The organism is Mesorhizobium sp. 2RAF45, from assembly GCF_052115225.1.
In the GTDB taxonomy this organism is placed as follows: Bacteria; Pseudomonadota; Alphaproteobacteria; order Rhizobiales; family Rhizobiaceae; genus Mesorhizobium; species Mesorhizobium jarvisii.
In genome coordinates, this window is sequence record NZ_JBFRGG010000006.1 from 229,097 (window position 1) to 248,831 (window position 19,735).

General features: G+C 62.7%; 18 protein-coding genes. 9 read left to right on the plus strand and 9 right to left on the minus strand.

Annotated elements, in window-relative coordinates:
* Window positions 1-12 precede the first annotated feature (12 nt).
* The 4 genes from glgA to bglA all read left to right on the plus strand — a co-directional run bounded on the left by glgA (window position 13) and on the right by bglA (window position 6,906).
* Window positions 13-1,458: a glycogen synthase GlgA gene (gene glgA / locus AB4Z43_RS18725; protein WP_064982975.1), complete on the plus strand. Its 1,446-nt coding sequence runs from the start codon at window positions 13-15 to the stop codon at window positions 1,456-1,458.
* A 3-nt stretch (window positions 1,459-1,461) separates the two neighbouring features.
* Window positions 1,462-3,090 carry an alpha-D-glucose phosphate-specific phosphoglucomutase gene (locus AB4Z43_RS18730; RefSeq protein WP_202360377.1) on the plus strand — a complete coding sequence of 543 codons (1,629 nt, stop codon included), beginning with the start codon at window positions 1,462-1,464 and terminating at the stop codon, window positions 3,088-3,090.
* A gap of 172 nt (window positions 3,091-3,262) precedes the next feature.
* The gene (gene glgX / locus AB4Z43_RS18735) at window positions 3,263-5,260 is read left to right on the plus strand and encodes a glycogen debranching protein GlgX (RefSeq protein WP_441938696.1); all 1,998 of its coding nucleotides are present in this window, start codon (window positions 3,263-3,265) and stop codon (window positions 5,258-5,260) included.
* Window positions 5,260-6,906, plus strand: coding sequence for a beta-galactosidase BglA (gene bglA, locus AB4Z43_RS18740; RefSeq protein ID WP_441938697.1), 1,647 nt, complete (start codon window positions 5,260-5,262; stop codon window positions 6,904-6,906). The genes glgX and bglA overlap by 1 nt, the downstream gene beginning before the upstream one ends.
* 51 nt (window positions 6,907-6,957) lie before the next feature.
* Here bglA and AB4Z43_RS18745 read toward each other — a convergent pair whose 3' ends face one another.
* Both AB4Z43_RS18745 and AB4Z43_RS18750 read right to left on the minus strand, forming a co-directional pair.
* On the minus strand, window positions 6,958-8,727 hold the full coding sequence (locus AB4Z43_RS18745) for a hypothetical protein (RefSeq protein ID WP_441938698.1): 1,770 nt from the start codon (window positions 8,725-8,727) through the stop codon (window positions 6,958-6,960).
* On the minus strand, window positions 8,728-9,174 hold the full coding sequence (locus AB4Z43_RS18750; RefSeq protein WP_019857067.1) for a TadE/TadG family type IV pilus assembly protein: 447 nt from the start codon (window positions 9,172-9,174) through the stop codon (window positions 8,728-8,730).
* Between the two features lie 283 nt (window positions 9,175-9,457).
* Between AB4Z43_RS18750 and AB4Z43_RS18755 the strand changes: the two genes are divergently transcribed.
* From AB4Z43_RS18755 to AB4Z43_RS18770, 4 genes are all read left to right on the plus strand, one after another.
* A complete protein-coding gene (locus AB4Z43_RS18755; protein ID WP_019857068.1) occupies window positions 9,458-11,050 on the plus strand; it encodes a peptide ABC transporter substrate-binding protein in 1,593 nt (530 codons plus the stop codon).
* 160 nt (window positions 11,051-11,210) lie between these two features.
* Window positions 11,211-12,134 carry an ABC transporter permease subunit gene (locus tag AB4Z43_RS18760; protein ID WP_019857069.1) on the plus strand — a complete coding sequence of 308 codons (924 nt, stop codon included), beginning with the start codon at window positions 11,211-11,213 and terminating at the stop codon, window positions 12,132-12,134.
* Window positions 12,127-13,248, plus strand: a complete 1,122-nt coding sequence (locus AB4Z43_RS18765; protein WP_019857070.1) for an ABC transporter permease — start codon at window positions 12,127-12,129, stop codon at window positions 13,246-13,248. Before AB4Z43_RS18760 ends, AB4Z43_RS18765 begins: the two co-directional genes overlap by 8 nt.
* Window positions 13,249-13,265: 17 nt before the next feature.
* Complete coding sequence (locus AB4Z43_RS18770) at window positions 13,266-14,885, plus strand: ABC transporter ATP-binding protein (RefSeq protein ID WP_441938699.1); 1,620 nt, start codon at window positions 13,266-13,268, stop codon at window positions 14,883-14,885.
* 46 nt (window positions 14,886-14,931) lie between these two features.
* Here the strand turns inward: AB4Z43_RS18770 and AB4Z43_RS18775 are convergent, their stop codons facing one another.
* From AB4Z43_RS18775 to AB4Z43_RS18795, 5 genes are all read right to left on the minus strand, one after another.
* The gene (locus AB4Z43_RS18775) at window positions 14,932-15,276 is read right to left on the minus strand and encodes a hypothetical protein (RefSeq protein WP_441938700.1); all 345 of its coding nucleotides are present in this window, start codon (window positions 15,274-15,276) and stop codon (window positions 14,932-14,934) included.
* Window positions 15,277-15,600: 324 nt separating this feature from the next.
* Window positions 15,601-16,038, minus strand: a complete 438-nt coding sequence (locus tag AB4Z43_RS18780; RefSeq protein WP_441938701.1) for a hypothetical protein — start codon at window positions 16,036-16,038, stop codon at window positions 15,601-15,603.
* A gap of 4 nt (window positions 16,039-16,042) precedes the next feature.
* Complete coding sequence (locus tag AB4Z43_RS18785; protein WP_236952102.1) at window positions 16,043-16,270, minus strand: hypothetical protein; 228 nt, start codon at window positions 16,268-16,270, stop codon at window positions 16,043-16,045.
* A gap of 582 nt (window positions 16,271-16,852) precedes the next feature.
* On the minus strand, window positions 16,853-17,134 hold the full coding sequence (locus tag AB4Z43_RS18790) for a hypothetical protein (RefSeq protein WP_019857076.1): 282 nt from the start codon (window positions 17,132-17,134) through the stop codon (window positions 16,853-16,855).
* Between the two features lie 121 nt (window positions 17,135-17,255).
* Window positions 17,256-17,762, minus strand: a complete 507-nt coding sequence (locus tag AB4Z43_RS18795; RefSeq protein WP_441938702.1) for a hypothetical protein — start codon at window positions 17,760-17,762, stop codon at window positions 17,256-17,258.
* Between the two features lie 170 nt (window positions 17,763-17,932).
* Here AB4Z43_RS18795 and AB4Z43_RS18800 point away from each other — a divergent pair, with 170 nt between their 5' ends.
* Window positions 17,933-18,148: a hypothetical protein gene (locus AB4Z43_RS18800; protein ID WP_441938703.1), complete on the plus strand. Its 216-nt coding sequence runs from the start codon at window positions 17,933-17,935 to the stop codon at window positions 18,146-18,148.
* Window positions 18,149-18,321: 173 nt separating this feature from the next.
* On the opposite strand, the gene AB4Z43_RS18805 is transcribed toward AB4Z43_RS18800, so the two are convergent.
* Together AB4Z43_RS18805 and AB4Z43_RS18810 are read right to left on the minus strand one after the other, a co-directional pair.
* Window positions 18,322-18,972: a DUF6064 family protein gene (locus AB4Z43_RS18805; RefSeq protein ID WP_441938704.1), complete on the minus strand. Its 651-nt coding sequence runs from the start codon at window positions 18,970-18,972 to the stop codon at window positions 18,322-18,324.
* Window positions 18,973-19,005: 33 nt separating this feature from the next.
* A complete protein-coding gene (locus AB4Z43_RS18810) occupies window positions 19,006-19,458 on the minus strand; it encodes a pyridoxamine 5'-phosphate oxidase family protein (protein WP_441938705.1) in 453 nt (150 codons plus the stop codon).
* Between the last annotated feature and the right edge of the window lie 277 nt (window positions 19,459-19,735).

The window sequence follows — 19,735 nt, forward strand, 5'->3', positions numbered from 1 at the left end:
CGGGATAGACGCATGCAGGTTCTGTCGGTCACGCCCGAGATCTTCCCGCTGATCAAGACCGGCGGGCTTGCCGACGTGACCGGTGCGCTGCCCGTCGCGCTGGCGGCCAAGGGCGTGACCATGCGCACGCTCATTCCAGGCTTTCCCGTGGTGATGGATGCCTTCAAGAAAAAGAAGGCTGTTTACCAATACCCGCTGCTGCAGGGCGGCAAGGCTTCGATCCATGCTGTCCAGATCGCCGGGCTCGACCTTTTCGTGCTCGACGCGCCGCATCTCTTCGACCGCCCGGGCGGCCCCTACGGCAACGCTTCGGGCGCCGACTGGCCGGACAATTGGCGGCGTTTTGCGGCACTGAGCCAGGCCGGCGCCGATATCGCCGGCGGCGCCATCTCGGGCTACTTGCCCGACATCGTCCATGCCCATGACTGGCAGTCGGCGATGACGCTGGCCTATATGCGCTACGGCAAGGCGGTCGGCACGCCGTCGATGATGACCGTCCACAATCTCGCCTTCCAGGGCCAGTTCGGCGCCGGCATCTTCGGCGAACTCGGCCTGCCGGCGGTGGCGATGGCGCTTGACGGCGTCGAATATTATGGTGGCGTCGGCTTCCTCAAGGCCGGCCTGCAGGCGGCCTGGGCGATCACCACGGTCAGCCCGACCTATGCGCAGGAGATCCGTTCGCCGGAATTCGGCATGGGTCTCGACGGCCTGATCAACATGCGCTCCAGCGATCTCTATGGCATCGTCAATGGCATCGACACCGCCATCTGGGATCCGGAGACGGACAAGCATCTGGTGTCGAACTATACGGCCGCGACGCTCAAGGCCCGGACGCCGAACAGGGCGGCCGTGGAGGAGCGTTTCGGCCTCGACCGCGACGACAGACCGATCGTCTGCGTCATCAGCCGGCTGACCTGGCAGAAGGGCATGGACATATTGGCGACGGTGATCGACGGCCTCGTCGCGACCGGGGCGCGGCTGGCCATGCTGGGCTCGGGCGATGCCGGCCTCGAAGGCGCGCTGCTTGCCGCCGCCGCACGCCACCGTGGCCGCATCGGCGTGGTCATCGGCTATGACGAAGGGCTGTCGCACACCATGCAGGGCGGCTGCGATGCCATCATCATCCCGTCGCGGTTCGAACCTTGCGGACTGACGCAACTCTACGGCCTGCGCTACGGCTGCGTGCCGGTGGTCGCCCGCACCGGCGGCCTTGCCGACACCATCATCGACGCCAACGAAGCGGCTATGGCCGCAGGCGTGGCGACAGGGTTCCAGTTTGCTCCCAACAATGGCAGCGCGATGCTGCACGCCATACGCCGCCTGGTCGATGCCTACGCCGACCCCGCGGCCTTCGAGACCATCCAGCGCCAAGGCATGAAGGCCGATGTGTCATGGGACAAGAGCGCGGAAAAATATCTTGAACTCTATCGCCTGCTGCTTTCGAAAAGGGTTGCCTGAAGCATGATACGGACCGTCCCCACCAAGCCCTATTCAGACCAGAAGCCCGGCACGTCGGGCCTGCGCAAGAAGGTGCCCGTGTTCCAGCAGGAGCACTATGCCGAGAACTTCATCCAGTCGATCTTCGACGCGCTGGACGGCTTCAAGGGCAAGACGCTGGTGATCGGTGGCGACGGCCGTTTCTACAACCGCGAGGTCATCCAGAAGGCCATCGCCATGGCGGCCGCCAACGGGTTCGGCAAGGTCATGGTCGGGCAGGGCGGTATATTGTCGACGCCGGCCGCCTCGCATGTCATCCGCAAGTACAAGACCTTCGGCGGCATCATCCTGTCGGCCAGCCACAATCCCGGCGGCCCGCATGAGGATTTCGGCATCAAGTACAATGCCGGCAATGGCGGCCCGGCGCCGGAAAAGCTGACCGACGCGATCTTTGCCAAGACCAAGGCGATTTCGAGCTTCAAGACATCGGACATCGATCCGATCGACATCGATACAACGGGCACCGTCACTGCCGCCGGCATGACGGTCGAGATCATCGATCCGGTCGCCGATTATGCCGAGTTGATGGAAAGCCTGTTCGATTTCGACGCGCTGCGCAGACTGTTCAAATCGGGCTTCCGCATGCGCTTCGACGCCATGCATGCGGTGACCGGTCCCTATGCCAAGGAAATTCTCGAGAACCGGCTCGGCGCGCCCAGCGGCACCTGCCGCAACTTCAAGCCGCTGCCGGATTTCGGCGGCCATCATCCGGATCCGAACCTGGTGCACGCCAAGCATCTCTATGACGAGATGATGGGACCGGACGCGCCGGATTTTGGTGCCGCTTCCGACGGTGACGGCGACCGCAATCTGATCATCGGCAAGGGCATTTTCGTCACCCCGTCGGATTCGGTGGCGATGCTTGCCGCCAATGCCCGTCTGGCGCCCGGCTACAAGGACGGGCTGAAGGGCATCGCCCGTTCGATGCCGACCAGTGGCGCCGCCGACCGTGTCGCCGAAAAACTCGGCATCGGTATCTATGAGACGCCCACCGGCTGGAAGTTTTTCGGTAATCTGCTCGATGCCGGCATGGCGACGATCTGTGGCGAGGAGAGCGCCGGCACCGGCTCCAACCATGTGCGCGAAAAGGACGGCCTGTGGGCGGTGCTGTTGTGGCTCAATATCCTTGCCGCGCGCGGCGAGAGCTGCAAGCAGGTCGTCACCGAGCACTGGGCGGCCTATGGGCGCAACTACTATTCGCGCCACGACTATGAGGAGGTCGAGAGCGACCGCGCCAACGCTCTGGTCGACGAACTCAGGGCCAAGCTCGGCTCGCTGCCCGGCACCAGCGTGCGCGGCCTGAAGATTGCCAAGGCCGACGATTTCGCCTATCACGACCCGGTCGACGGTTCGACCAGCGAGCACCAGGGCATTAGGATCCTGTTCGAAGGCGGCTCGCGCGTCGTCTTCCGGCTTTCCGGCACTGGCACGTCCGGCGCGACACTGCGCGTCTACATCGAGCGCTACGAGCCGGACAAGGCCAGGCACGACCTCGACACGCAGGCAGCCCTTGCCGACCTCATCGCGGCCGCCGACGACATTGCCGGGATCAAGAGCCACACCGGCCGCAACAAGCCGAGCGTGATTACTTGAGGGTGGCGGTGCGCGCTCTTCCTTCTCCCCCTGTGGGAGAAGGTGGATCGGCGCGCAGCGCCGAGACGGATGAGGGGTGCGTGACGGATCGCCGTCTTTCCCAAGCTGGAGCACCCCTCATCCGTCGCCTTCGGCGACACCTTCTCCCACAAGGGGAGAAGGGGGAGCCTGCATGACCCAGCTCGGCGCAGCCGTCACCCGCGAAGGCATCCGCTTTGCCGCCTGGTCCTCGTCGGCCCGTCGCCTCTGGGTCTCGATCTTCGACGGGCAGGGAAACCGCGAACTCGACCGACTGGAGCTGCAGCCGGAAGGCGCGGGGGTGCATGCGCTCGTCGTTCCCGGCCTTGCCGCGGGCACGCGGTATGGCTTTCGCGCCGATGGCGACTATGCGCCCGAGCGCGGGTTGTGGTTCGACCCGGACAAGCTGCTCACCGATCCCTACGCCGTCGAAATCGACCGACCCTATGCCTATCACTGGCGGCTCGCCGCGCGGCGCAACGAGGGCGCCGACACCGCGCCGCTGATGCCCAAGACCGTGGCGAAAGCACTGCCCAAAGCGATGCCAGTGCTGACGCCGCTGTTCCGCCCAGGCGGCCTGATCTACGAGGTGCCGGTGCGCGCCTTCACGAAGCTGCATCCCGACATTCCGCAAGCGCAGCGCGGTACGATCGCGGCACTTGCTCATCCTGTCGTCATCGAGCATCTGCAAAGGCTCGGCGTGTCGGCCGTCGAACTGATGCCGGTGACGGCGTCGATCGACGAGCGGCACCTGCCGCCGCTGGGCCTGAGCAACGCCTGGGGCTACAATCCCGTTACCTTCATGGCGCTCGACCCGCGTCTCGCGCCCGGCGGCCTCAAGGAATTGCGCGACACCGTGGCGGCGCTGCGCAAGGCCGGCATCGGCACGATCCTCGACCTCGTCTTCAACCACACGGGCGAAAGCGACCGGCTGGGGCCGACGCTGTCGCTGCGCGGCCTCGACAACCAGGCCTACTATCGGCACCAACCGGATGGCAGGCTGGTCAATGACACCGGCACCGGCAACACCGTCGCCTGCGATCATCCGGCGGTGCGGGACATGGTGCTCGACACGCTCCGGCATTTTGTCTGCAATGCCGGCGTCGACGGCTTCCGCTTCGACCTGGCGCCGGTGCTGGGCCGCGTCGACGGCGTGTTCGATCCCGCGGCGCCCTTGCTCGCGGCGATCGCCGGCGATCCCATGCTGGCCGATCGCGTGTTGGTCGCCGAACCCTGGGATATCGGTCCTGACGGCTACCAGCTCGGCAACTTCCCGCCGCGCTTCCTCGAATGGAACGATCGCTATCGCGACGATGCCAGGCGCTTCTGGCGTGGCGATGCCGGCGCGGTAGGAGCGCTGGCGACGCGGCTTGCCGGTTCGTCCGATGTTTTTGGCAAGGCCGGCCAGCCGGCCAGCCGCACGGTCAATTTCATCGCCGCCCATGACGGCATGACGCTGGCCGATCTCGTCGCCTATGAGCGCAAGCACAACCAGGCCAATGGCGAGCAGAACCGCGACGGCCACAACGACAATCTGTCCTGGAACAGCGGCGCGGAGGGCGAGACGGACAGCGCCGCGATCACCAAGGCGCGCTTCGACGACCAGTGCGCGCTGCTCGCGACGCTGTTTGCCTCGCGCGGCACCATCATGCTGACAGCGGGCGACGAGTTCGGCCGCTCGCAGAAGGGCAACAACAACGCCTATGCGCAGGACAATGCCATCACCTGGCTCGACTGGGCCGGCCGCGACCAGGCGCTGGAGCGCCACGCATCGGCGCTCGGCATCCTTCGCCGTACCGTCCCCGCTCTGTCGGACACGCATTTCCTGACGGGACAACCGGCCGATGCTTCCGGCATCCCCGATGTCGCCTGGCTGACCGAGACCGGCATGCTGCTTGCCGAGGCGGACTGGAACGACCCCGCCCGGCACCGCCTCGTCATGCTGTTGGGTGACGCAGGCGGCCGCCTTGCTATCATGATCAACGGCGATCGTCGGCAATGCGTCTTCACCTTGCCCGCGCGGGACGGCTTCCAATGGCAGCCGGCGATCGAGACGCAGGCGATCGACCTTGCACGGCCGCTGCCGGGCCGAAGCGTCCATTTCATGCTTGAGCGCGGGACTGCAAAGAGCCGCACCAGAAAGAGGTCGTGATGGCCGACAACAATGCCGACCCTTGGGCGGGGCAGGGGGCCGAATGGTGGCGCGGCTGCGTCATCTATCAAGTCTATCCGCGTTCCTTCCAAGACACGACCGGCAACGGCAGCGGCGATCTTAGGGGTATCACCACGCGGCTTGCCCACATCGCCTCGCTCGGCGTCGATGCCGTCTGGCTGTCGCCCTTCTTCAAGTCGCCGATGGCTGACATGGGCTACGACGTTTCGGACTATCGCGACGTCGATCCGATGTTCGGTTCGCTGGAGGATTTCGACGCTCTGGTCGCCGAGGCTCACCGGCTGGGCCTGAAAATCGTCATCGACCAGGTGCTGTCCCACTCATCCGACAAACACGAATGGTTCATCGAAAGCCGCGCCAGCCGCGACAACCCCAAGGCCGACTGGTACGTCTGGGCCGATACGAGACCCGACGGCAATGCCCCCAACAACTGGCTGTCCGTATTTGGCGGCCCGGCCTGGGAGTGGGATTCGACCCGCCGGCAATATTACATGCACAATTTCCTTGCCTCGCAGCCCGATCTGAATTTCCACAATCCGGAGGTCCAGGACGCGCTGCTGGACACGGTGCGCTTCTGGCTCGAGCGTGGCGTCGACGGTTTCCGGCTCGATACGGTCAACTATTATGTCCATGACCGCTGGCTGCGCAGCAATCCGCCTCTGGCGTCGAGCGTCGCCGGCACCAATGGCGAGACCAACACCTACCTTTACCAGGAGCATTTGTTCGACAAGACGCAACCGGAGAACCTGGCTTTCCTCAGGCGTTTCCGCGCGCTGCTCGACGAATATCCAGACCGCGCCGCCGTCGGCGAAATCGGCGATGAGGGCCGCTCGCTGCAGACGCTGGCAGCCTACACCTCCGGCGGCGACAAGCTGCAGATGTCCTACACCTTCGACCTGCTCGGTCCGCAATTTTCGGCGGCGCACGTGCGCGGCTGTGTCGAGGCCTTCGAACATGCGGTTGCCGACGGCTGGGTCTGCTGGGCGTTTTCCAATCATGACGTGGTGCGCCATGTCAGTCGCTGGACAGGGCCGGATGGCGATGCCGACGCGGTGGCCAGATTCGCGATCATGCTGCTCGCCTGCCTGCGCGGTTCGATCTGCCTCTACCAGGGCGAGGAACTCGGCCTGGAGGAGGCGGAGCTTGCCTATGAGGATCTGCGCGATCCCGTCGGTATCCGTTTCTGGCCCGGTGTGAAGGGCAGGGATGGCTGTCGCACGCCGATGGTCTGGGAAGCCGGCGCCGACAATGCGGGTTTCTCGACAGGAAAACCCTGGCTGCCGGTCCCAGCCAGCCATCGCGCCCGCGCCGCCGATGTGCAGAACGGCAACGAGCAATCGGTGCTGTCCGCCTACCGCTCCACGCTTGCCTTGCGCAGGCGGCATCCGGCGCTGGTCAGCGGTTCGATCCGCTTTCTCGACGCCGAAGGCGACGTGCTGGCCTTCATCCGGGAAGGCGGCGGGCAGAGACTGCTCTGCGTCTTCAATTTCGCTGGAGAGCCGGCGAATTGGCCCTTGCCACCGGATATTGGCGCTGTCGCTGCTGTCCTGGCTGGCACCGCTGCAGGCGAGGAGGAAGCGCTTTCGCTGCCGGCTCTCGGTTGCTTCCTTGGCCGGCTCGACTGACTGGCCGCTCGACCGCGCCTTGGCCAGGCGACCCGCTTGGCCACGAAAACCTTACTGAACGAGCACCGCCCGACCGCAGGTCGCGCCGGTGACGCGCACGTCGGCTTGGCCGACGCCGACTCCCAGCGCTGACAGCACATTGTAGAGCAAGTCGTCGACGGGCGCCGTTACGGTGTTGAGCAGGGTCACCACTGCCGGTTTGACCGTTCCGAGCAGGGAGCTGAGATCAATACCGAGACCAAGCACATTGGCCGAAAGCGACAGGTTGTTGACCAGCGACGTGGTGAGCGACTGCGAGATGTTGCGCGTCGAAACGGTTTTCACCGTCTTGTTGGCGATGTCGGTTGCGTTGAAGGTCAAGGTCTGTGGGCTGTTGTTGGTGATCGCGGTCGCGGCCGATCCCATCACCTGGATCAGCGGGATGTTGATCAGCAGCAGATGGAGGCTCACATCCGCGATGTCGGCATCGGTGAAGGTCTGCGGCTGGCTGAAATCGGCGAAGCCGGAGGGATTGTTGCTGTTGGCGAGGTTCAGTTGGGCAACGCCCGGATGCGCCGCGATCGAAACGCTAATGCTGGAAGGCCCTGCCGGACAGGTGATGTCGGTCAGCTTGGCTTCGGCGTAGGCGACTTCGACATTGAGCGGCAGGTTGACGGCGAGCAGGCTGATGCCGCCGCCGAGGCCGGGCGTGCCGACACCGACGGAGGCCGTCAGTTTGATGCGCGTCTGGGCGGTGCGCACGACAGTGCCGATGCCGTCGACCGCGAGCCACGGCGAGGATTGCGGCGGCTGCCCGATGGCGATGTTGAGCTTGGTCGAGAGCAGTCCCGGGATGGTGGCGCCGAGATCGACCGCGGCCTGGTTGGTGCCGTTGGCGAGCACAGCGGCGGCGGTCAGCATTCCCATGGCGCTTGCATCGACGCCGAAGCCGGACGGCTGTTGCCCGAGGCCCAGGCTGCCGACGGAGCCGAGATCGACAAGGCTGGAGAGCGGGATCTTGACCGTGCTGGTCGACTTGGAGGCGATGGTCTGCAGGGCAACCTTGGCCGTGTTGCCAAGGCCAGGGACGTTGGCCATGGCGGTGGCGATCTGGCCGACAGTCGCTTTCGAGGCCAGTACGTCCGAATAGGTGCCGGCGGTGATGTTCAATTGTGTGGCGAGCGCACTGATGAACGACAAGACGCTGACATCGGCCGAGATCAGCCCGTTATAGTCCATGACACTGAGCGAGATGTTGCCGCCGAGGAGCCCGCTCAGCAAAGCATTGAGGATCCCGCCATTGACGCTGAGCAGTCTCGACCCCACCGAGAATGCCGCCTGCGGCGTCATGCTGGCCGTGGCCTGGGTGCCGATGACCGGAGTGGGGATCAGCGAACTCGCGAAATAGCGGGCGGGCACTTTCGCCAGCGTGACACGCACCGCATTGTAGGGTGTCACGCCCGCCTGGAAGCGCTGGGTGACATTGGTGGTCGTCGAGGCGTATCGGCCTTGCGTGACCGTCACCACCGTCTTGCCGACGGCCGGGGCAATGGTCTGGCCAGAGGCTTGAACGACGACACCCGGCATGCCGTTGTCGGTGAGCGTGGTGACGACCGCGGTGTTGACATTGTTGATGTTCGACGCGGCGGTGATCGCCGCCAGATCGACCATCGCCTGGGCCTGCCGGCGCTCGGAGTATATGGAGGCTTCATCGATGGCCACAGCCGCCAGAGCCAGCGCGACCGGAGCGCTCAGCGCGGTCATCACGGCGAAGTTCGCCCTCCTGTCCCCCACCATCGACCGTGCAAGCCGGCCGATGCCCTTGTCGGCACGCTGCAGCATTCAGATACCCCCAACCCTGATCGTTGACTGACGCTTGATGGTGGTCCCCGGCAAGGCTATGCCCGGGAAGAGATTCCAGATCGGCAGGTTGCGCGCATCGTACGAAATCAACACCACGAACTGGCTGCCGTCGGCCACGCTGTCATTGGCCTGATAGGTCAGTTTGCTGGCGTCCACGAAGGGGTATCCACCGGCATTGTTGGCGAGGAAGGCGGCCACGAGCGTCTGCCGCTCGGTCTGGTTCAGCCCGGCTATAGCCGTCCGGGCGGCATCCGCCGCGATCTGCTGGATCGAGTTGGCGGCACCAAAATAAATACCGTACGCAACCATTCCGAGCAGAAGAAGGATAAAAATCGGCGACAGCAGGGCGAACTCGACCGCCGACGTCCCCGAATTGTCTGTTCGGAACGCGCGTCTTCGGAGCATGGAAATGAGCTTCTGAACCATGATACCAACATGCCAAAGTTCGCATGCAGAAAGCGAAAACTCTCGGTGCAACCTGCAGATGCGTGCGATTGAAAAGGCCGCTCTAATTTAGCTGTTGCTTCTTCGATTCTGAGGATTGACTTAGGGTCAATCAGTACTCGGTTGAAAAGAGCTTACCTCCTGTCTAGTCTCCTGCCACCAGCTGCCGGGGGGAACCGGCGGCGCGCTCAAAGGAACCAGGCATCGGTTCCGGGGCGTCAACACTCAAAGGCGCGCCCACGGCAGCGCCGACAGGGAGAACTTCATGCTGAAAAACATGCTGAAGGCGACGGTATTCGCCACCACCATGGCGGTAGCCGCCGGCGCATTCTACTCGCCGGCGTTCGCCGAGAGCGTCTACAACAGGGGCACCGCCGCCGAATCGGAATCGGTCGACCCGCACAAGACCTCGACGGTCTATGAAGCCAATGTGCTGCGTGACCTGTTCCAGGGCCTGGTCATGCAGGACCAGAAGGCCAACCTCATTCCGGGCGCCGCCGAAAGCTGGACGGTGTCGGATGACGGCACTGTCTACACCTTCAAGCTGCGCAAGGACGGCATGTGGTCGGACGGCAGCCCGGTAACGGCGGACGACTTTGTCTACGCCTTCCACCGGCTGGAAGACCCGGCGACCGGCGCCGAATATGCCTCGATGCTGTATCCGGTGAAGGGTGCCGAGGACGTCAACACCAAGAAGGGCAAGCCCGAGGACATGGGCGTCAAGGCGATCGACGCCACCACCCTGGAAGTGACGCTCAAAGCGCCGACGCCTTACTTCCTGGAGATGCTGACTCACCAGGCGACCTATCCGGTCAGCAAGGCCTCGATCGAAAAGCTCGGCGCCGACTGGATAAAGCCCGGCAAGCTGGTCTCGAACGGCGCCTATACGCTGGCCGAATGGGTTCCTAACGACCACATGAAGCTGGTCAAGAATCCGAAATTCTGGGATGCCGCGACCGTCAAGTTCGACGTGGTCAACTACATCCCGACCGAAGATCGCTCATCGGCGATGAAGCGCTTCGAGGCAGGCGAACTCGACAGCTATGACGATCTGCCGACCGAGCAGCTCGCCGACCTCAAGACCAAGTTCGGCGACCAGATCCATGTCGGCCCGTATCTCGGCACCTACTACTATGCGATCAAGACCGACAAGGCGCCCTGGAACAATCCTGAACTGCGCACCGCCATCTCGATGGCGATCGACCGCGACTTCATTGCCGAAAAGGTCTGGCAGAACTCGATGCTGCCCGGCTATTCGATGGTGCCTCCCGGCATCGAGGGGTACACGCCCGCAATGGCCAAATATGCCGACATGCCGCAGATAGACCGCGAGGACGCAGCCAAGAAAATCCTCGAGAAACTCGGCTACACGCCCGAACATCCGCTGAAGATGGAAATCCGCTACAACACCTCGGAGAACCACAAGAACACCGCGGTCGCCATCCAGGAACAGCTGAAGCCGCTTGGCGTCGACGTCACACTGCTCAACACCGACACCAAGACGCACTACTCCTTCCTCGAGCAGAAGGGCGACTATGACGTGGCGCGTGCCGCCTGGATCGCCGACTACAAGGATCCGGAAACCTTCCTTGGCATCTCGCGCAAGGCGAGCGGCAACAACTACTCGAACTACAACAGCCCGGCCTATGAAGCAGCTATGGACAAGGCAGCCGCCGCCGGCGGCAAGCCCGAGGAGCGTATGAAGGAGCTCTCCGAGGCCGAGCGCATTCTCGTCGACGATGTCGGCCAGATCCCGCTGCTCTACTACAGCTACCACGACATCGTGTCCTCGAAGCTGCATGGCTTCGTCGACAATGTAATGGACGTCCATCCGTCGCGTTTCGTCAGCAAGGATTGATCCCTGGCCAAGCCGCCGCGCACTTCGTGCGCGGCGGCTGGTTTGCCATCGCATCGGCCGGGAAGCGCAATCGATTTTCGGAAAATCCGGTGCGAAGATTTGAAGGCTGGAGCACAATGGTCCAATCGGACAGGCGTGTTCCGGATCAAGTGGGGCACCTATGCTGCGATATGTATTCCGGCGGCTTTTGACCGCCATACCGACGCTGTTCGTCATCGTGACGATGGCGTTCTTCCTGATGCGCGTCGCGCCGGGCGGGCCGTTCAACCAGGAGCGGGGGCTAAGCCCCGAGATCAAGGCCAACCTTGAAGCCCAGTTCGGCCTCAACGACCCGCTCTGGCTGCAATATGTCCACTATCTCGGCAATCTTCTGCGGGGCAATTTCGGCCCGAGCTACAACATGCCGGATTTCACCGTCACCGAACTGTTCGCCAAGGGCCTGCCCATTTCGGTGCAGCTCGGCGCCTCGGCGCTGATCCTGGCACTGCTGCTCGGTTCCGTGCTCGGCACCATTGCCGCGCTCAACCAGAACAAGCTTGGTGACTATACGGTGATCGCTCTGGCCACGGCCGGCAGCACCATTCCCACCTTCGTCATCGCGCCGGTGATCCAGCTTCTCTTCGGGCTGACCTGGAAGCTCCTGCCGATCGGCGGCTGGGGCGATGGCGCCTTCATCAACAAGGTCGGCCCGGTGCTGACGCTTGCCTTGCCGCAGATCGCCATCGTCGCCCGCCTCATGCGCGGCTCGATGATCGAATCGCTGCGATCCCATCACATCCGCACCGCCCGCGCGCTCGGCCTTTCCGACTGGTCGGTTGTGGTCAAACACGCCTTGCGCGGCGCCATCCTGCCGATCGTTTCGTTCACTGGCCCGGCGGCGGCGGCCCTTTTGACCGGCTCCGTCATCGTCGAGACGATTTTCTCCATTCCCGGCGTCGGCCGCTACTTCGTCGATGCCGCGCTCAACCGCGACTACACGCTGGTGATGGGAACGGTGGTGGTGATCGCCATCTTCACCATCGTCTTCAACCTGATCGTCGACGTCATGTACGCGGTCGTCGACCCGAGGGTGCGCTATGACTGACATCGCAGCCACTGCTCCCGCTATCGTCGGCCGTTCGCTGTGGGGCGATGCCTGGGCGCGCCTCAAGGCCAACCGCGCCGCCATGTTCAGCCTCTACTACCTCGCCTTGATCGGGCTCGTCAGCGTGTTCGGCCCCTGGTTCGTGCCGCATCAGTACACGACCATCTATGCCGACTATGTACGCATGCCGCCAAGCCTGTCAGCCTATCCGAAGCCCGACATGATCGAGTCCGCGCTCAATGATGCGATCAAGCGCATGCGGGTCGATATCAAGGAATGGCACCAGGAGGGCGATCACGTCTTCGTCACGGTCAAGTCGACCAAGCCGATCGATGACCGCAATATCCGCTACCTCGACCGCTCCGATGCCTTTGACGACACCAAGATCGAGAGCAAGTCGCCCGACGGGCTCGAAGCGACCATGAGCGCGTCGGTCAAGCAGCAATATTTCCTGTTCGGCACCGACAACACCGGCCGCGATCTGCTGTCGCGCACTTTGATGGCCGGGCGCATCTCGCTGGCCATCGGCCTGCTCGCCGGTGTCGTGGCGGTAGTGATCGGGGTGATCTATGGCGCCGCCGCGGGTTTCTCCGGCGGCAGGATCGACGAGGTGATGATGCGCATCGTCGATGTGCTCTATTCCTTGCCGTTCATCTTCTTCGTCATCATGCTGGTGGTGTTCTTCGGCCGCAACTTCGTGCTGATGTTCCTGGCGGTTGGCGCGGTGCTGTGGCTGGACATGGCGCGCATCGTGCGCGGCCAGGCGCTGTCGATCCGCCGCCAGGAATATGTCCAGGCGGCGGAAGCCATGGGCGTCGGCCAGCGCGGCATCCTGCTGCGCCACGTCATTCCCAATTTGCTCGGCCCGGTCGTCATCTACATGACCTTGCTGGTGCCGCAGGTCATCATCCTGGAGAGTTTTCTGTCGTTCCTCGGCCTCGGCGTCCAAGAGCCGATGACCAGCTGGGGCGTGCTGATTTCGGTCGGCGCCAAGAACATCGGCACTGCCAACTGGCTGCTCCTGTTTCCTGCTTTCTTCCTCGTTTCGACGCTGTTTGCGCTGAACTTCGTCGGCGATGGCCTGCGCGACGCGCTCGACCCGAGAGATCGATAAAGATGGGCACCGCTGACATGGCCACTCCCGAAACGATCCTCAGCGTCAAGGACCTGCGCGTCCGCTTCCGCACGCTCGACGGCGCGGTCGAAGCGGTGAAGGGCATCAACATCCACGTCAATGCGGGCGAGACCGTCGCCGTGGTCGGCGAGTCCGGTTCCGGCAAGAGCCAGACCATGATGGCGGCGATGAGCCTGCTCGCCTCGAACGGCGAGGCCACGGGCAGCGTCGACTATCGTGGCCGCAACCTGCTGACGCTGAGCAAATCCGACCTGAATAAGGTCCGCGGCGCCAAGATCAGCATGATCTTCCAGGAGCCGATGACTTCGCTCGATCCGCTCTATTCGATCGGCAATCAGCTGATCGAACCGATCCGCAGGCATCGCGGCTTGAATGCCGCCGAAGCGCGCCAAGAGGCGCTCAAGCTCTTGCGGCTGGTGCACATTCCCGATCCGGAGCGGCGGATGAAATCCTACCCGCATGAAATGTCCGGCGGCCAGCGCCAGCGGGTAATGATCGCCATGGCGCTCGCCAACGATCCCGACATCCTGATCGCCGACGAGCCGACCACGGCGCTCGACGTGACCATTCAGGCGCAGATCCTGATGCTGCTCGCCGAATTGCAGCGCAAGCTCGGCATGGCCATCGTCTTCATCACCCACGATCTCGGCATCGTCCGGCGCTTCGCCGACCGCGTCTATGTCATGCGCCAGGGCGAGGTGGTCGAGGAGGGCGAGGCGGGAGCGATCTTCGCCAACCCGCAGCACGCCTATACCAAGATGCTGCTGGCGGCCGAGCCGACGGGAAGCAAGGCGCCGCCGCCCGCCAATGCCCCCGTGGTGCTCGAAGGCAGGCATGTCGAGGTCACATTCAGGATCGGCGGCGGGTTTCTGGCCGGCGAGCCGCTGATGCTGCGCGCCGTCGACGACATTTCGATCCGGCTGCAGCGTAACCAGACCATCGGCATTGTCGGCGAATCCGGTTCGGGAAAATCGACCCTTGGCCGCGCCCTGCTGCGGCTGCTGCAGAGCGATGGCTTGATCCGTTTCGGCGATCGCGACATTTCGACCGCCGACCGCCAGGCGATGCGGCCGCTGCGGCGCCAGATGCAACTCGTCTTCCAGGATCCGTTCGGCTCACTGTCGCCGCGCATGACCGTCGGCCAAGTCATCACCGAAGGGCTGCTGGTGCATGAGCCCAATCTTTCGGGCAAGCAGCGCGACCAGCGCGCGGTCGAGGCCTTGCTCGAAGTCGGCCTCGATCCCAACGCCCGCAACCGTTATCCGCACGAATTCTCCGGCGGCCAGCGGCAGCGCATCGCCATTGCCCGCGCTATGATCCTGAAGCCCAAAATGGTCGTGCTGGACGAACCGACCTCGGCGCTCGACCGCTCGGTGCAGAAACAGATCGTCGAACTCCTGCGCAAGCTGCAGGCGGACCATGAACTGTCCTACCTGTTCATCAGCCACGACCTCGCCGTGGTGCGCGCCATGGCCGACTACATCATCGTCATGAAGCAGGGCAAGATCGTCGAGGAGGGGCCGACCGAGGCAATCTTCAGCAACCCGCAAGCGCCCTACACGCAGACGCTGATGAATGCGGCGATCGATGTGACGCGCTTTCGGCTGAGCGCCTGAGACGTCGCTTCAGGTGAGGGCAATCATCACGGCGGCGTCCGTTCGCTCAGCCCGCTGACCTGGAGCATTTGCGCGCCCGCACGGCGCCAATGGCATCCTGCCGCTGTTTCAGCCGATCGATCCTGGCGGTCTCACGATTGGCGACGGCGGTCTTCACGCGCGAACCACCAAGCAGCCAGCGCGGAACACTGGTGTTGGCGACCTTGCCGCGGGTGATGGCGGTTTGTGAGATTTCGATGGCGTTCTCACCCAGCGCGCTGTTGAGCTCGGCGCAGCTCATCTTATCGTACGTCGCCGGATCGGCGGTCCTGCCGATCGACGAACAGCCGGTAACGAGAAGCACTGCAAGCACAAGAGCCGGGGTCGAGGTCGTCGTCGCGATCAAATTCATATCCACACCCGGCTCACCGTTTCACTGGCTTCATCATATCCACCGAACTATCTGGAGCCGACGATTATTTCGTCAAAGATTGGGCTCGCGAAAGGAGCCCTACGGGCGTGGGACCACCGGGCCAGCCGATGTGGGAACGTTCTCGGCCACCTGAAGTTGGTGTCCGTCGAGTGTCTAATTTCAATCACTGGAAACGAAGAGAGTCCGCCCCGGTTGACGCCGGGGCGGCCTTTCCTCGATCCTTGCCCCGGCGCGATCTCAGCGGCTCGCGCTGCTGTGGCGCCCGGCCGTCATGCCGCGCCGTTCGTTCAGCCTGCCTGAAAGTCAGGCTGCTTCGGCGATGAATGCGGTGGGAGCGCAACCGCCCAGCACAGCCTGGGCGATGCCGGTTTCATTTTCATCGACATGCGCCGTCACCAAGACGATGCCCTCGGCAACGCTCCGATCATCCGACCTTGCCGCTGTGGTCAAGAAGGCACCGAGCAGCCCGCCGGCACCGCCGCCGCAGACCGCGCAAACCAGTGCTGTTGCCGGCAGTCCGGCCAGAACAGAACTGACGCCGTAGACCGCGAGGGCGCTCAGGCAAGCCAATGCCGCACCGACGGCACAAAGGATGACACTTGGAGACTTTAGGACTGTTAGTTCGTCCTGGTAGGGCCCGATAATGGCAACCTGAACGCGAGGAACACCGACCGCCACCAGCTCTCCAGCAATCTGGGCGGCTTCGGCGTGGGAATCAAAAAGCTTGCTGATTGTCCGCATGGTCTCAGAACGTTTTCTCGTCCAGGGACATGTCCGCAACGAAGGACGCGGCGATCAAGTCGTCGCCGTCAATTCTGCCTCGTCCGTCGACCATCATGGCCGCGACCTTTTGGAAGGTCTTCATTTCGCTCATGGTAATCCGGGCCTGCCGCATTCTGACCTTGAGGTCAGCTACTCGCACCCCCAAGACATCGGATTGTATGGCCTCACTGCCAGACATGGTGACGTTCATCCAGTTTCGCTTCCTCGTTTGATCGTCCCCGCGCCCAACCACTCGAAACAGGGTCGCAGCGAAAACGTTCCCTAGCTGGGCTTCGGTCCGATAGAGAGCCGGACTTTGGTCCGGCTGCAAAATGCAATGGTCCTGCCTGTGGGTGCTGCTTGGAACAGCCACCGTTCGTGGCCGTTGTCGGCTACACGTTCGGGAGGAAGCTGATGGACAAGAGTGTTGGCCAAGCGCGCTGGTTGCTCGCGGTGGTCTTCGCCATGCCCATCACCTTCATGGCGATTGGAATAGCCTTTGGCTGACCATCCGCGAGTATTTGGCAGATTGGCGCAGCTACGTCCCTTCCTGCGCCAATAGGGTTCGCCCGCCACGTCCGCGTGGCGGGCGAACCCTAAATATCTGCAGGCGCCGTAGCCGGCATTCCAGCCTACGTGGCGAGATTCCTCGACCTTTTTTCGGAGAGGCTGAATGGCATCGTATTCACACGACGGTCCGTTGATGATGCCGTGTGTCGGCACGCCAGGTCACCAGCGACATGTCAGATTCCATGCAGAAGGCCCGGCTGTAACGAGCAGGGCCTTGGGTCGATCAGTAATCGTTGTTTTGGATCACCACGGGGCGGCGGTGATGGTGCTTGTAGACCGAACTCGTAACAACGACGGCGTCGGGGCGATGATGCCGGCGGCCGTGATCGTAGAAAGCCACCGTACCATGGTGGCGGTGATGCAGTCGCTGACCGTCCTCGTTGATGATCCTGACGTTGCTGTGGTGGCGATGGTGAGTCCTGATGATCACGTCGGCTTCGGCCGCCGAAGCGACAGCCGGCAACCCGATGGAAAGCGCCAAAGCGCACATGATCATTGATTTCATTGCAATTTCTCCGTTACCTTGATTAGCCCTTCGTTGGATAACTGCTGCTAGGCCCTTTGGTTCCGGGTATCCCAGGACCGTCGAACCGCCTGCGGCAGACCGAGTGGACGAAGCGTATGGGCTAAGGCTGGGAAGGGGCCGCCTCTCGCTGACGGTACTTGCAAAGGACGAAATGGCTCGATGCATCGGACGCGCTCGCGCCGGGCAGCACGACGATCTGTGCCCAAAAATCGCAATACCTGGCTATCGCTTCCGGCACCTCTTTGGTGGTGACGCCGGAGATGGTGGCGATGTCGCCGTCTCTGCAGTTGGTCTTCCCGGAAAGCAGGGCTGCGGCTGCCATGATCTGGCATGACCGCTCATCGTCCGCCCGAGAGGGCGCGCAATGGCAGGCAAATCCAAATACCGCTGCTGCGAAAACCAGTCCTTTCATATCGGCTCCGATGTCACCGGCGTTCTGGCATTCCTCAGAGAAACATGCAACGCAGCTAATATAAAAGCAATTGCAGGGCCATTTCTCGATCTTGCCAAGCGATGGAACATTAGGCTTGCCTAATAGTTCTCCCTTGCAGGAGACACCATCCCTTGGGGTCTCCTGAAGATCAGTCGGGAACGGCTGGTCGGCCAACGCTCCTCCACCACAGGCGCGGGCTTTTCCAGGCAACGGAGAAAGATCATGAACAATATCATTTGGCTCGTCGGAGCGGTGGTCATCGTCATAGCGATATTGAGCTTCTTCGGCCTGCGATAAGCGCGACGTCAGCTATGTCCATCGACCCTCCGTCGCCGAAGCGGACAATGCGAAAGCGCCGCCGGCTATCGGCAGAAGAGCAAAACGATGGCAAGGAGGTTATTGTCCCTTTTCCACCTGAAGACAGGAGGTTTCGCGTCTGGTTCCTGTCCAGTGAAACAGGCATCAGCGCGGACCAAGCCAGCGAACTCGTAGACAGGATCGAGGCAAATGGCGCGGCGTTGTTGAATGCCGCGCGGCGAATGAAAATTCATTCCCGATGACCGACAGACTGCAGCGGCCTAATGCGTCGGCGTTTTCAACAACCCCACCTGCCGCAATGCGTTGGCGATAACCGGAGGGCGCTGCTCCGGGCTTCCTTGGTTGCCGCCATGTGTTGTTCACAGCGGCAGCTTTGTTCCCGCTCGGCTCGCGCGCTAGGCGGCGAAGCTTTCACTCATCGCGATTGTGGGTATCGCAGCCAGTCGGAAGTGAGACTGACGCTTAGAATAAGGCCCGCTATTGCGAGGCCGAAATCTTCGCGGACTTGAAGCATCAGCGCCGCACCGGTGCCTATCAGGGCCCAGATGACAGGGATCACCGACAGCGGCACCACAGATCGACCTCTAAGCAGCAACAGCAAGCCGATCGTGAAGATCGTGCTTGGACACGGCGCCACTCCGAACAACGGTCCGTTCATCAGGCCATGGCCGGCCGCTATCCCAAGAATTTCGTAGACGAGCGACGAATATAGGATCAGCGCTAAGCCGGCAATTGATTGCCAGCCCGATCGAAGCTCGAATCTGAGTTCTGGAGGACCGATGACGGCATACATAGCGAAGAGAGCGGCCTGGGCAATGAACAGCCCGGCAAATACTTTTGCCACCGGATTGACCGGCGAAAAGAACAGCAACTGATAAGCCACCCCATTCCATGCCCACAGAAATGACAGGACAGCGAAAACGATCCTTTCGCGGGCAGGAGAACGACCGCTCAATATCGCACCGACGGCAAACGCGCCCAAGGCATAGGCGACAATCTGGGTCGGCCAGATCGCCCTGTTGTAAGCGGTGAAGACCGCAAAGAACTGTTCGACACCGAATGGCATGTTCATGTCCAAACTGTGCAGGAAGGCGTTGCGTCAGTAGGCGACAAGGTCCGTGTGTCCAAAGCCCTTGGTGTAGTCGAGCACCGAAACGATCGTCGGCATCACCCGAAATATCCGAACCTCATCCGGGCCTGGCATCTTCATCGGCAAGGGCGGGGCGTCCGGGTATTTCAACGGCAACATGCTGAGAACCTTCTCCGCTTCGGCACGGTCCAGCACGGGTTCGGCGTGGGCTGCCATCGACAGGCCAGTGATCGCCATCAGATCGGCGGTGTCATGGTCAATCGTGAGGGAAAGCCGGTTGTCCCTCGCCAGATTCTTGGCCTTTTGACTCTCAAGACCGCACAGGAAATAGAGGGTCAAGCCATCGTTCACATATCCCACGGTGGTGGCCTGGGGCCAGCCGTCAGGCCGTAAAGTGGCAACCGTCATGATACGGTGCGTGCTCAACAGATTGAGAATTTTGTCTCTGATTTTCTGATCCATGGTCGATCCCCAAAACAGCAGGACGTGGCCATGGTAGTGCAAACGGGGATCGGCCAGCTTTGATGCGGGTCAAATAGACCCAGCGCGGCAGATGAGCTTGCGGCACCAAACTGCCCCGCAACCTATCATGCGTCAGCACGGTATTGGCTGTAAGGCCGGGCGGCGATGACGTTGACCCAAGCGGCAGCTCCGCATCGCAATGGAAGTGATGGATCTCACGGCGTGGATACTGGCGATTCGGACACGCGTCCCATCGAGCACGATCGTGTCGCCGTCC